Raw genomic sequence first — 12678 nt, 5'->3', positions numbered from 1 at the left:
ATGGCGACGTGGTCCGACGTGGACGAGCTGGCCGGACGGCTGCCCGGCGCCGAGCCCATCCGGACCCGCGAGGGCGAACCCGCCTGGTACGCCGGCCGCCACCCGTTCGCCCGGCTGCGTCGGGACGACGCGGGTCGCGAGCTGGTCCAGGTGTGGACCGGCGAGATGGACACCGAGCCTGCCCTGGCGGCCCGACGCGACACCTTCGTGCGCGTCGACACGTTCCGGTTCCGCGTCACGATGTGGGCCCGGCTCGACCGCCTCGACCGGGCCGAGCTGGCCGAGCTGCTCCTCGACTCCTACGACGTGCGCGGCGGACCCCGACGCCGGGGCGCCACCGGGCTGGCCGACCTGCTGCGCTGAGGGCCGCGGAGGCGCCGTACGACGACGCTCAGGGTTTTCCCAGACGCCAGGTATGTGGTCGAAGACGGCACGACGGAGACCCCGCCGTCCCTCGACCACAGGGAGGACCAGATGGCTGCCCACGCACCGACCCGCACGCGACTCACGTCGGACCAGCGCAACTCGTTCGTCGCCGCCTACCTCGGGTGGGCGATGGACGCGTTCGACTACTTCCTCGTCGTCCTCATCTACGCCGACATCGCGAAGGACTTCCACAAGTCCCTGCCCGAGATGGCCTTCATCACCACGATGACCCTCGTCATGCGTCCCGTCGGCGCGTTCGTCTTCGGCTTCTGGGCCGACCGACGCGGCCGCCGCGTCCCGCTCATGACGTGCGTCGCCTTCTACAGCGTCGTGGGGTTCGTGTGCGCCTTCGCGCCGAACTTCGGCGTCCTCATGGTGCTGCGGATGCTGTACGGCATCGGCATGGGCGGTGAGTGGGGACTGGGTGCGGCGCTCGCCATGGAGAAGCTGCCGACCGACCGCCGGGGGTTCTTCTCGGGCATCCTCCAGGGCGGCTACTCGATGGGGTACCTGCTCGCCTCGCTCGCCTTCCTCGTCGTCAACACGTGGCTCGGCCTGTCGTGGCGCTGGATGTTCGCGCTGTCCATCATCCCGGCCGCGATCACCTTCATCATCCGCTCGCGCGTCGTGGAGTCGGAGGTGTGGCGCGGTGCCGACGAGCGCATCCGGCAGACGAGCACGTCGGTGCGCCAGCTGCTCGCGAACCGGGCCATCTGGCGTCGGTTCGTCTTCCTCGTGCTGCTCATGACGGCGTTCAACTGGATGAGCCACGGCACGCAGGACGTCTACCCGACCTTCCTCAAGGCGACCGACGAGGGCGGCGCGGCGCTCGCGAAGAGCACCGCGTCGTGGATCGCCGTCATCTACAACGTCGGCGCCATCGCGGGTGGCGTCGTCGCCGGGACGCTGTCCGAGCGGTACGGGCGCAAGGTCGTCATCATCGTGTGCGCCGTGCTCGGCCTGCCGATCGTCCCGCTCTTCGCGTACTCGCACACGGCCGGCATGCTCGCGCTCGGCTCGTTCCTCATGCAGGTGATGGTCCAGGGCGCCTGGGGCGTCATCCCGGCGCACCTGACCGAGCTGTCGCCGGACGAGATCCGCGGGTTCTACCCGGGCGTCACCTACCAGCTCGGCAACTGCCTCGCGGCCTTCAACCTGCCGATCCAGGAGGCGCTCGCGACCTCGCACGGGTACCCGTTCGCCCTCGCCGTGACGATCGTGCCGGTGTTCGTCGCGGTCATCGTGCTCACGGCACTCGGCAAGGAGCGCCGCGGCGTCCGGTTCGGCACCAGGGAGACGAGTCTCCTCGAGTCCGGCGCCGCCAGTCTCGCGGCGGCCCGGTAGCGGCCCCGGCCGTCACGGGTCGCTCAGGCGTCACCGATGGTGAGGGCCTGTGCCTCGGTCTGGGACGTCACCGGCTCGGCGCCGTGGCCGGGCGCCTCGTCGAGGGTGCCGATGATCCGGCGGGCCGTCGACAGCACGAGGACGGCGAGGACCACGGCCACCGAGCCGACCCAGAACGGCAGGTGGATCGACCGCTCGCCGAGGGTGCCGGCCAGCCACGGGGCGACGGCGCCGCCGCTGAAACGCACGAAGCTGTAGGCCGCCGAGGCGACGCCGCGCTCGACCGGGGCCACCTTCATGACGGTCTCCGTGATGAGCGTGTTGTTCACGCCGAGGAAGGCGCCGGCGAGGACGACACCGACGACCAGGACGGTCCGGTTGCTCGTCGCCACCGCCATGACGGCGAGGATCACGGCGAAGCCGAGTAGCGCGCCGACGATTCCCGTCATGGTGCCGAAGCGTCGCTGGATCATCGGCGCGACGAAGACCGACGTGATGGCGAGCAGCAGGCCCCAGCCGAAGAAGATGAAGCCGATCTCGTGGGCGCCCATCGCGAGCGGGAACGGCGTGAAGGCGAGCAGCGTGAAGAAGCCGAAGTTGTAGAGGAGCGCGGTGAGACCGACGGTCAGCAGGCCGCGGTGGCCGAGGGCCCGCAGCGGCGCGGTGATCGACGTGGGGCGTCCCGCTGCTGGTGTCGCCGGCAGCGTCGTGACGGTGGCGAGGAAGGCCACCGCCATGAGGATCGCGACGCCGTAGAACGGCCAACGCCACGAGATGCCCCCGAGCCAGCCGCCGAGCAGCGGGCCCGTGGCGATGCCGACGCCGAGGGCGGCCTCGTAGAGGATGATCGCCTGCTTGACCGAACCCGATGCCGCGTTGACGATCGTCGCGAGCGCGGTGGCGATGAACAACGCGTTGCCGAACCCCCACAGCGCGCGGAAGGCGACGATGCCACCGACGGTGTCCTGGCTGCCGGCGAGGGCCGAGCCGACGATGATGAGCGCGAGGCCGAGCAGCAGCGTCCGCTTGGCGCCTACCCGGCTGCTGACCCAGCCGGTGCCGAGCATGGCGACGCCCATGACGGCGAGGTAGCTGGTGAACAGGAGCGAGACCTGCGAGGGCCCGGCGCCGAGCTCGTCGGCGATGGGCTTGAGGATGGGGTCGACGAGGCCGATGCCCATGAAGGAGATCACGCAGGCGAAGGCGATCGACCAGACGGTCTTGGGTTGGCGCCACATGGCGGTGGTCATCCGTCCTCTCGGGTGGGGTGGGTGTCGGTGGCGGCCGCAGCGGCGGCCAGCAGCTCGTCCATGACGTCGATGGCGACGCGGACGCGGTCCAGGGCGGGGCCGTCGAGCTGGTCGAGGGCAGGGGACAGGACGGCCAGCCTGGCGCGGCGCACGCTCTCGAGGGCCCCACGGCCCTCCTCGCTGAGGGAGACGACCGTGGCTCGGGCGTCGCCGGGGTCGGGGGTGCGGTGCACCCACCCCGACGCCTCGAGGCGCTGCAGCTGGCTCGTGATCGTCGGCTGGCTGCTGTGGTCGGCGGCGGCGAGGGCGCTGACCCGCGAGGGTCCGAGCTCGTCGAGGAGCGCGAGCAGGCGGGCCTGCGCGAAGGGCACGTCGAACGACGCGTGCCGGCTGGCCCAGCGCGAGAGCCGAGCGGCCGAGCGCAGCAGGTCGTTGCCCAGCGAGGTCGGTTCGGTCACCCGGACCAAGTTACATAGATAACCTATGCAAATCAAGCCGGGTTGGTGACACCGGCCGACGATGGGTCGGGTGCCCTCAGGGCAGCTGTGAGACGACCGTGGCTGCGACCTCGGACAGGTGGCGAGGTCCGCGAGGTCGAGGACCTGCAGGTGGAGATGACCGCGAGCTGCTCCTCGAGCCGGTCGAAGCGCTCGCCGACGGGCGGGAAGGGGATGCCCTAGGCGGTGTGCTCGGCCTCGAACCACCCGGCGCCCAGGCCGAGCTCGACGCGTCCGCCGCTCATCTGGTCCACGCCGGCGACCTGCACGGACAGCGGCCCGGGCAGGCGGAAGGTGGCCGACGTGACGAGCGGGGCTCGGAGGTTGCGCAGGTCGAGGCCCATGACCCTGGAGCCACCGGTCAGTCGCGAACGATCCCGTCGACGATGACCTCGAGCATCGGGCGGACGTCGAGGTCGGCGTGGCTCGTGTCGGCGACGCTCGCGACCCCGCTCACGAGCCGCATGACGTTCGCGGCGTCGACGCCGTCGCGCAGCTCGCCGCGCTCGCGCAGGAAGTCGACGACGCGTCCGTTGGCCTCGCCCATGACGCGGCACTTGCGGTACATCGGCGACCGGGGGTCGTCCATGGCGGCACAGATCTTGCTCGCGGCGCCTCGATGCAGCGTGATGTGGTCGATGAAGTGCTCGAACCAGCCGAGCAGCATCTCGTGGGCAGGGGCACCCGTGGCGATCGCGCGGTCCGCATCCGCGGCGACGCGGTCGGTCCAGTCCTGCATGAGGGCGTCGACGAGCGCGTCCCGGTTGGGGAAATGGCGGTAGAGCGTGCCCGGACCGACGCCGGCACGCTTGGCGATCTCGTCGAGGGAGCAGTCGGTCCCGCGCTCGGTGAAGACGATGCGGGCCGTCGCGAGGATCTTGTCGTAGTTGCGACGGGCGTCGGCGCGCTTCGGGCGGACGGGTTTCGCGCGGGTCTCGGGCGTGGTCGTCGTGTCCGGATCGGGCTGGGCCCCAATGGAGCCCGGCGACGGAGCGAGCGTCGCCTGACCGGTGTCGGCAGGCGTCACGGGAAAACCCCCTTGCGAAAACGGAGACTGTCTCCGTATTGTGGGTCGAGCAGAACCGGAGTGGTTCTCCGCTAATAGTAGCGCCGACTGACGTCCCAGAGGAGTCCGGCCGCATGACGACCACGATCCGACCCACCCGCCAGGCCCTGCGCCTGCACCAGTCCCACCTCGCGACGACGCACCGAGCCCCGCTCGTGACGCGCAGCGAGGGCAGGGAGGGCAGCGTCCGTACCCGCGCCACGGCCTTCACGCCGCTGCGCCGCGACCCGCTCAGCATCGAGCGCCACCCGTCCTTCTACCCGTCCTCCCACCCCGACGAAGCCTGAGGTCCTGATGTCGACCGTCACCAACACCACACCCCCGACCACGGCACCCACGACACCCGCCGCCCCAGCAGCGGGCACGGCGGCCCGGCGTGCCTCCATCGGCATCGGCATCGTGCTCGTCGCGCAGCTGATGCTCGTGCTCGACGCCACCGTCGTCAACGTGGCGCTTCCGCACATCGCGACCGACCTGGGCTTCACGCCGGCGGGCCTGTCGTGGGTGCTCAACGCGTACACGCTCGCCTTCGGCGGCCTGCTCCTGCTCGGTGGACGCCTCGGCGACGTCCTCGGGCGCCTGCGCACCTTCGAGATCGGCCTGGCGGTCTTCACCGTGGCGAGCCTCCTCGGGGGCCTGGCCACGACGCCGGGCTGGCTCATCGCCGCGCGGACGCTGCAGGGCGTCGGCGCCGCCTTCGCCGCCCCCGGCGTCCTCGCCCTCGTCACGACGAGCGCCCCGGACGAGGCCGCCCGCAACCGCGGCCTGGCCCTGTTCACCGCCGTGTCGTCGGCGGGGGCGTCGATCGGCCTGCTGCTCGGCGGCGTCCTCACCGACTTCGTCAGCTGGCACTGGACCCTGTTCGTCAACGTGCCGATCGGCGCCGTCGTCCTCGTCCTGGCCCGCCGGTTCGTCACCGAGACCCCGCGGGTCCGGGGCCGCTTCGACGTCGTCGGTGCCGTCACCGCCACGCTCGGCTCGGTGGCCGTCGTCAACGGGTTCATCAGCGCCCCGGACCACGGCTGGTCCTCGCCGCTGACGCTCGGCTCCTTCGCCCTCGGGCTCGCGCTGCTCGCCCTCTTCGTCCGGACCGAGCGACGCGTCGCGAACCCGCTGCTCCCGCTCGGGCTCGTCCGTTCGCGCTCGCGGGCCGGGGCGCTCGTGCTCATGGCTCTCGTCGTGGGCGCGCAGTTCTCGACGTTCTTCCTCGTGACGCAGTACCTGCAGCTCGTCCTCGGCTTCAGCCCGGTGGCGACGGGTGCGGCGTTCCTGCCCCTGAGCCTCGCGATCTTCGCGACGTCGCGGGTCAGCGCCCGGCTCGTGGCCAGGGTCGGTCCGAGGCCGCTCATGCTCGTCGGCACCATCGGCCTGACGGCCAGCTTCGTGTGGCTGAGCGGGATCTCGGAGTCGAGCACGTACGCCGCGCACCTGCTCGGCGCCCTCGTGCTCAACGGCGTCTCGGCGGCCCTGGTCTTCATGCCGGTGACCGTCGTCGTCCTCGGCGGTGTCGACCGCGCCCAGGCCGGCACCGTCTCGGGTCTGCTGCAGACCGCGCAGCAGCTCGGCGGGGCCGTCGGCCTCGCGGCCATCGTCAGCGTCTACGCCTCGCAGGCCGTCCCCGGACGCTTCGTCCCCGGGGTCGAGCCCGCGTTCTTCACCTCGGCGGCCTTCACGCTCGTCGCGCTGCTCGTCGCCGCTGTCCTGCTGCGGACGCGTCGGGCGCCGGAGCCGTCGCGCGAGACGGTGGCCGTCGCGGTAGCCGACCGCGCCGAGACCGCCTGACGGACGCCCGGCCTCGGCGGCCCGAGGCGCCCGACATGGCCGACCCCCGGTCCCTCCAGCGAGGTGACCGGGGGTCGCGCGGTGGCCGCGGGTCGAGCCTGCGGCTCAGTGGCGTCGAGCCTGCGGCTCAGTGGCCCTGCGGCATGGCCCAGCGGGCCGTCGAGACGCCCTGCTCCTTGGCGCGCTCCAGGGCCTCCGTGATGATCTTCTCGGCGTCCGCGCGGTTGCCCCAGTCCGAGGCCTCGACGTGCTTGCCCGGCTCGAGGTCCTTGTAGCGCTCGAAGAAGTGCTGGATCTCCTTGAGCGTGAACTCGTTGACGTCCTCGATGTCCTGGAGGTGGGCGTTGCGGGGGTCGACCGGCACGCAGAGCACCTTGTCGTCGCCGCCGGCCTCGTCGGTCATGTGGAAGATGCCGATCGGGCGGGCCTCGACGACGACGCCGGGGAACAGCGGCTCGGGCAGCAGCACGAGGGCGTCGAGCGGGTCGCCGTCCTCGCCGAGCGAGTCCTCGATGTAGCCGTAGTCGGCCGGGTAGGCCATGGGCGTGAAGAGGTAGCGGTCGAGGCGGACGCGGCCCGTCTCGTGGTCGATCTCGTACTTGTTGCGCTGTCCGCGCGGGATCTCGATGGTGACGTCGAACTCCACGTCTTCCCCTTCACACGGTGGTGGGCGGCCGGACCGCACCGGCTGGCGCGGGAGCCGCGGTGCCGGCGTGGGAGCCGGCGGCTGACAGAATCTTCCGCGACAGTCTGGCAGCAACAGCGGCCCGCGCGCGAAACCGGTGACCCGCGCGAGACGGGCACTCGGGACGAGGCACGAGAAGGGGGTGGGCGTGATCCGCGGGATGACCTACACGATGGCCGCGATCTGCTCGGCCGTCGCGATCGTCCTCGGCTACGCGGTGCTCGACGTCGCCGGCGCCGCACCCGGCATCCTCACGACCGCGCCCGTGCCGCCCCCGCCGCCGACCGAGACTCCCGGTACCCGAACCCTGCCCGTCGTCCCCCAGCCCACGCTGTCGACGTCGGTCCCGCCCCCGTTGCCCTCCCTCGCCGGCGAGACCGCCGCACCGTCGGCAGCGGGTGTCGAGGCGGCCCTTGCGCAGGTTCGCGCGCTTCCGGCGCTGCGCGACGCGGCGCTCGTCGTGCGCGACGGACAGAGCGGACGGGTGCTCCTCGACCAGGACGGCGCCGCCCTGCGCATCCCCGCCTCCACGACCAAGCTGCTGTCCGCCGCCGCCATCGGGCAGGTCTTCCACGCCGACGAGACGCTGTCGACCGTCGTGCGCGCCGGCGCCGCCGCCGACGAGATCGTGCTCGTCGCGGGCGGCGACTCGCTCATCAACCCCGGCAAGGGCGACCCGGACGCCGTCGCCGGGCGCGCCGGCCTGCGCGACCTCGCCGACGAGGTGGCCCGGGCCCTGGAGGCGCGCGGCGTCACGTCGGTGCGCCTGTCCGTCGACGAGTCCTACGCCGACGGCCCGCTCCTCGCGACGACGTGGGGCGGCGACTTCCGGCGCCTCGCCCTCACCGGCCCGGTGTCGATGCTCGGCCTCAGCACCCAGCGGGCCCGGCCCGGGCACCCGGCGCTCGCCGACCCGGTCGCCTCGGTGCGCGACCGGCTCGCCGACCTCCTCGGGGCCGACGGCATCGCGGTCACCGTCGAGAAGCGTCCCGAGGCGCTCGTCCGGCGGGGCCGCACCGACAACACCGCGATCGTCCCGGCGCCCGCGCCGTCGCCGTCGCTCGACGGCACGACCGGGTCGGCGGGGTCCACGGGCGGCGCGACCGGCACCGCCGACGCGACGGGCGGGGCGGACGCGACCCGCCCCACGGACGCGACGGGCTCGGCGGCCTCCGGCGGCTACGCGCCCGGTACCGTCCTGGGCCGGATCGAGTCCGCTCCGGTGCGCGACCAGCTGGCCCTGGCCCTCACCGACAGCGACAACGCGCTCACCGAGATCCTCGCCCGCCAGGCCGCCTTCCGGACCGGCGCCGGCACGTCGTTCCCCGAGGTCGGCGCCTGGGTCGTGTCGCAGGTCGGCGCGCTCGGCCTCGACACGACGGGGGTGACCCTGGCGGACGCGTCGGGGCTCAGCCGCGAGAACCGGGTGCGCGCCGACCTGCTCGCCGACGTGCTCGTCCTCGGGTACGACGGTCGCCACCCGGTGCTGCGCCGGGCCCTCGACGGGATGCCCATCGGGGGTCTCACCGGCACGCTGGAGGGACGCTTCACCGGCGCCGACCACGAGGCCGCGGGCCGCGCGCGGGCCAAGACCGGCACGCTGACGGGTGCCAACGCGCTCGCCGGTTCGGTCGTCGACGACGACGGCCGACTCCTCGTGTTCGTGGGTATGGTCGCCGGAGCGGGAACCAACGACGCGCGAGCGGCGTTGGACCGTCTGGTGGCGACCGTCGCCGGGTGCGGCTGTCGCTGACGGACCGGTGACTCCTGCGGGCGCGAGTCGAGGACCGACGGCCGGACTCGCGCGGCCCCGACCGGGCCGGTGACCCAGACCGTCACGAGAGCCGTCACGAACCGAAAGGGCCGCGATGACCGACACGACCGTCACCGACGGGGGGACGAACGGCCCTCACGGTGGCCCCAGGGGCCGGAGCGGCCCGAACGGGGTCAGCGCGCAGTACGTCGACTACGAGTTCGCCAAGCGCGCCGGGCGCACCGTCGTCGCCGCCGGGCCCCAGGTGACCTCCGCGGAGGCCGCGGCCGTGGTCGCCGACCTCCGGGCCGCTGCCACGGCAGCCGTCGAGCCGGTGGCCACGACGAGCGGTCTCGTCGCTCCGCACGAGGCGCCCGCGCCCCTCGTCGTCGACCGCATCGGCTGGATCGAGGCCAACGTCGACTCCTTCCGCGCCATGCTCGACCCGGTCGTCGACAAGCTCGTGGCCCGCAAGAAGGTCCCGAGCGCCGCAGCCACCGCGATCGGCGGCAAGGTCACCGGCGCCGAGATGGGCGGCCTGCTCGCATTCCTCGCCACCAAGGTGCTCGGTCAGTACGACCTCGCGCCGGGCGGCACTCCACGGCTGCTCCTCGTCGCTCCCAACATCGTCGCCACCGAGCGCCGCCTCGACGTCGACCCCACCGACTTCCGCCGCTGGGTCGCGATGCACGAGGAGACGCACCGGGTGCAGTTCACCGCGGTGCCGTGGCTGCGCGACCACCTGGTGCGCGAGTCGCAGGCCCTCGCCGTCGACCTCGCCCCGACCCCCGAGGACCTCAACCGGCGGCTCGAGCAGCTGGCCCGCAACCTGCCGGAGGTGTTCACCTCCGGAGAGGGCATCGCCCAGATCCTCGCGACGCCCGAGCAGCGGGCCCGCATCGCCGAGCTGACCGCCGTCATGTCGCTGCTCGAGGGCCACGCCGACGTCGTCATGGACGACGTCGGGCCGAAGGTCATCCCGAGCGTCGCCGAGATCCGCCGCAAGTTCGACCAGCGCCGGTCGGCGTCGGTCGGCATCGACCGGATCCTGCGGCGCCTGCTCGGCCTCGAGGCCAAGATGCGCCAGTACCGCGACGGTGCCGTCTTCGTGCGGGCGGTCAGCGACCAGGTGGGCCGCGAAGGTTTCAACGCCGTGTGGTCCTCGCCCGAGGCGTTGCCCCGGGCGGCCGAGATCGTCGAGCCGGGCGCCTGGGTGCGCCGGGTCCACGGCTGAGGCATGGAGGCTCCCGCCGAGATGCCCGGTCCCGATCCCGCCGTCGCCGTCACGCGCCTCGCGGTCCGCGAGCACCTGCTCGACCTGCCGCCGGGGGCCCTCGTCCTCGTCGCCTGTTCGGGTGGTCCGGACTCCGTCGCCCTCGCCGGCGCCCTCGCCTTCGAGGCGCCGCGGGTCGGGATGCGCGCCGGCGCCGTCGTCGTCGACCACGGGCTCCAGGAGGGCTCCGACCGGGTCGCCGACCACGCGGCGGACGTGTGCCGTGGCATGGGCCTGGACCCGGTCGAGGTCGTCCGGGTCGATGTCCAGCCCTCCGGGTCAGGACTCGAGGCCGACGCCCGCACCGCCCGGTACGCCGCGTTCGAGCAGGTCGCGAGCCGGCTCGGCGCCGAGGTCGTGCTCATCGGCCACACCCGCGACGACCAGGCCGAGCAGGTGCTCCTGGGTCTGTCCCGCGGGTCGGGCGCGCGCTCGTTGAGCGGGATGCCGGCTCGACGCGGACGCTTCGTGCGGCCCCTGCTGGCGCTGCCGCGGGCCACGACGCTCGCCGCCTGCGCGGCCTATGGCATCGAGCCGTGGGAGGACCCCCAGAACGCCGACGACAGCTTCCGGCGGGTCCGGGCCCGGCGCCTGCTCGCCACCCTCGAGGCCGACCTCGGACCGGGTTTCGGCGCGGCCCTGGCCCGCAGCGCGGACCTGCTGCGCGAGGACGCCGACTACCTCGAGACGCTGGCCCGCCAGGCGCGGGCCGGGCTGCCGGAGGTCCCGGGCGGCGGCGTCGACCTCGAGGCGCTCGCCGCGCTGCCGCGGGCCCTGCGCACGCGCGTGTGGCGGCTGCTCGCCGCCGAGGCCGGGGCACCGCTCGCCGACGTCACCGCCGCGCACGTCGAGTCGCTCGACGCGCTGCTCACCTCGTGGCACGGTCAGGGCCCGCTGCACGTGCCCGGGGGCATCGCCGTGGCGCGCGAGCGGGGGGCCATCCGCTTCACCGTCCTCGACCCGGCGGGCCGAGCCGCGGCAGGCTGAGCCCGACGGGCTGCCCTGCGGGCCGGGCCGCGAGGACTGTGGTCGCCGGGCCTCGCACGTCGGCGCCCGGGGCGGGCGCTGACGCGCGCGGCCCGCTGCGCTTGAATGGGTCCGCACGTCCGTGCGCGTCCCACCGCACAACGCGAAGGAGCCCCCGTGGACCACGAGCACATGGGCGACGACCTGGCCAAGGTCCTCTTCACCGAGGAGCAGATCCAGGCCCGTCTCGCCGAGCTCGCAGAGGAGATCTGGAAGGACTACGAGGGCAAGGACTTCCTGCTCGTCGGCGTCCTCAAGGGCGCGGTCGTCGTCATGGCCGACCTCATGCGCGCCCTGCCCGGCACGGCGCCGATGGACTGGATGGCCGTGTCGTCGTACGGCTCGGGCACCAAGTCCTCGGGCGTCGTGCGCATCCTGAAGGACCTCGACACCGACATCACCGGGCGGCACGTGCTCATCGTCGAGGACATCATCGACTCGGGCCTGACGCTGTCGTGGATCAAGTCGAACCTCGAGTCGCGCCGACCCGCCTCGGTCGAGATCTGCACGCTGCTGCGCAAGCCGGACGTCGTCAAGGTCGACATCCCGGTTCGGTACGTCGGCTTCGACATCCCCAACGAGTTCGTCGTCGGCTACGGCCTCGACTACGCCGAGAAGTACCGCAACCTGCGCTGCGTCGGCACCCTGGCGCCGCACGTCTACTCCTGAGGCGGCGGGCCGTGACGTTCTCGATCGTCGCCCGGCAGGGTGAGGCCTACGGCGTCGCCGTCGCCAGCAGGTTCCTCGCGGTCGGTGCCGTCGTGCCCGGTGCACGCCTCGGCACCGGGGCCGTCGCCACCCAGTCCTATGCGCGCGTGGCCTACGTCGACGAGCTGCTCTCACTCCTCGGCGCAGGACAGGACGCGGCGTCGGCGCTCGACGCGGCCACCGCCCTCGACACCGACCGCGAGACGCGCCAGGTGGGCGTCGTCGGGGCCACGAGCGCGGCCACCTTCACCGGCTCGGAGTGCAACCCGTGGGCCGGGGGCGTCGCGCGCGAGGACGGCGACACCGCCTACGCCATCCAAGGCAACATCCTCACCGGGCCCGAGGTCGTGGCGGCCATGGAGGAGGCGTGGCACGGCTCCGCGGGCCAGGGGCTGTCCCGACGCCTGCTCGCCGCCCTCGCGGCCGGCGACGCCGCCGGTGGTGACTCGCGCGGCCGGCAGAGCGCGGCCGTCTACGCCGTCGAGCCGGGGGCGGGCTACGACGCGTGCGGCGTCCTCGCCGACCTGCGCGTCGACGACCACCCCGACCCGGTCGCCGAGCTCGGGCGGCTGCTCGACGAGTGGGAGCTGTACTTCGGCAAGCCGGAGGACGTGCAGCCGCTCACCGGGATCCTCGGGGAGGAGGTCGCCGACCGGCTCGCCCGCCTCGGTCACCCCGTCGGCGACGGCGGCGCGCCCGACCTTCCCACCGCGCTGGCCGACTGGGCCGGCAACGCCAACTACGAGGCGCGGCTGAGCCCCGACGGCATCGACCGCCGCGTCCTCGAGGCCCTCCGAGCGGCCACCACGCCCGCCACCGCCCCCTGAACCCCTGTCTCTTATACACATCTGACGCTGCCGACGACGGA

At 73.2% G+C, this 12678-nt stretch carries 13 protein-coding genes and 1 pseudogene; 9 read left to right on the top strand and 5 right to left on the bottom strand.

All coding sequences use genetic code 11. From position 1 onward, the window contains the following. Together ACR9ZK_RS07995 and ACR9ZK_RS07990 are read left to right on the top strand one after the other, a co-directional pair. Entirely contained in the window at positions 1–363 is a 363-nt protein-coding gene (locus ACR9ZK_RS07995) for a hypothetical protein (protein ID WP_481341362.1), read from the top strand. A gap of 111 nt (positions 364–474) precedes the next feature. Then, on the top strand, positions 475–1770 hold the full coding sequence (locus ACR9ZK_RS07990; RefSeq protein ID WP_481341361.1) for an MFS transporter: 1296 nt from the start codon (positions 475–477) through the stop codon (positions 1768–1770). Positions 1771–1793: 23 nt separating this feature from the next. Here the strand turns inward: ACR9ZK_RS07990 and ACR9ZK_RS07985 are convergent, their stop codons facing one another. From ACR9ZK_RS07985 to ACR9ZK_RS07970, 4 genes and pseudogenes are all read right to left on the bottom strand, one after another. Then, entirely contained in the window at positions 1794–3020 is a 1227-nt protein-coding gene (locus tag ACR9ZK_RS07985; protein ID WP_481341360.1) for an MFS transporter, read from the bottom strand. Then, the gene (locus ACR9ZK_RS07980) at positions 3017–3478 is read right to left on the bottom strand and encodes a MarR family winged helix-turn-helix transcriptional regulator (RefSeq protein WP_481341359.1); all 462 of its coding nucleotides are present in this window, start codon (positions 3476–3478) and stop codon (positions 3017–3019) included. The genes ACR9ZK_RS07985 and ACR9ZK_RS07980 overlap by 4 nt, the downstream gene beginning before the upstream one ends. Before the next feature lie 152 nt (positions 3479–3630). Then, positions 3631–3828: pseudogene (locus tag ACR9ZK_RS07975) on the bottom strand (LLM class flavin-dependent oxidoreductase); the annotation flags it as partial. 50 nt (positions 3829–3878) lie between these two features. Continuing rightward, entirely contained in the window at positions 3879–4544 is a 666-nt protein-coding gene (locus ACR9ZK_RS07970) for a TetR/AcrR family transcriptional regulator (RefSeq protein WP_481341358.1), read from the bottom strand. Between the two features lie 113 nt (positions 4545–4657). On the opposite strand from ACR9ZK_RS07970, the gene ACR9ZK_RS07965 reads away from it, so the two are divergent. Both ACR9ZK_RS07965 and ACR9ZK_RS07960 read left to right on the top strand, forming a co-directional pair. Next, entirely contained in the window at positions 4658–4870 is a 213-nt protein-coding gene (locus tag ACR9ZK_RS07965; RefSeq protein ID WP_481341357.1) for a hypothetical protein, read from the top strand. Positions 4871–4877: 7 nt separating this feature from the next. After that, entirely contained in the window at positions 4878–6365 is a 1488-nt protein-coding gene (locus tag ACR9ZK_RS07960) for an MFS transporter (protein WP_481341356.1), read from the top strand. 127 nt (positions 6366–6492) lie between these two features. On the opposite strand, the gene ACR9ZK_RS07955 is transcribed toward ACR9ZK_RS07960, so the two are convergent. Next, on the bottom strand, positions 6493–7011 hold the full coding sequence (locus ACR9ZK_RS07955; RefSeq protein WP_481341355.1) for an inorganic diphosphatase: 519 nt from the start codon (positions 7009–7011) through the stop codon (positions 6493–6495). Positions 7012–7198: 187 nt separating this feature from the next. On the opposite strand from ACR9ZK_RS07955, the gene ACR9ZK_RS07950 reads away from it, so the two are divergent. From ACR9ZK_RS07950 to ACR9ZK_RS07930, 5 genes are all read left to right on the top strand, one after another. After that, complete coding sequence (locus ACR9ZK_RS07950; RefSeq protein ID WP_481341354.1) at positions 7199–8803, top strand: D-alanyl-D-alanine carboxypeptidase/D-alanyl-D-alanine-endopeptidase; 1605 nt, start codon at positions 7199–7201, stop codon at positions 8801–8803. 115 nt (positions 8804–8918) lie between these two features. Beyond that, positions 8919–10037 carry a zinc-dependent metalloprotease gene (locus ACR9ZK_RS07945; RefSeq protein ID WP_481341353.1) on the top strand — a complete coding sequence of 373 codons (1119 nt, stop codon included), beginning with the start codon at positions 8919–8921 and terminating at the stop codon, positions 10035–10037. A gap of 21 nt (positions 10038–10058) precedes the next feature. Then, complete coding sequence (gene tilS, locus ACR9ZK_RS07940; RefSeq protein WP_481341380.1) at positions 10059–11063, top strand: tRNA lysidine(34) synthetase TilS; 1005 nt, start codon at positions 10059–10061, stop codon at positions 11061–11063. Positions 11064–11219: 156 nt separating this feature from the next. Continuing rightward, positions 11220–11771, top strand: a complete 552-nt coding sequence (hpt, locus tag ACR9ZK_RS07935) for a hypoxanthine phosphoribosyltransferase (RefSeq protein ID WP_481341352.1) — start codon at positions 11220–11222, stop codon at positions 11769–11771. Between the two features lie 11 nt (positions 11772–11782). Continuing rightward, positions 11783–12637 (top strand): DUF1028 domain-containing protein, encoded by an 855-nt coding sequence (locus ACR9ZK_RS07930; RefSeq protein WP_481341351.1) that lies wholly within the window; start codon positions 11783–11785, stop codon positions 12635–12637. The last annotated feature ends 41 nt before the right edge of the window (positions 12638–12678 follow it).

The organism is Monashia sp. HAY1-5C, from assembly GCF_056755255.1.
The sequence above is the reverse complement of the archived record's forward strand: the minus strand, read 5'-3'. Positions and strand labels throughout refer to the sequence as shown.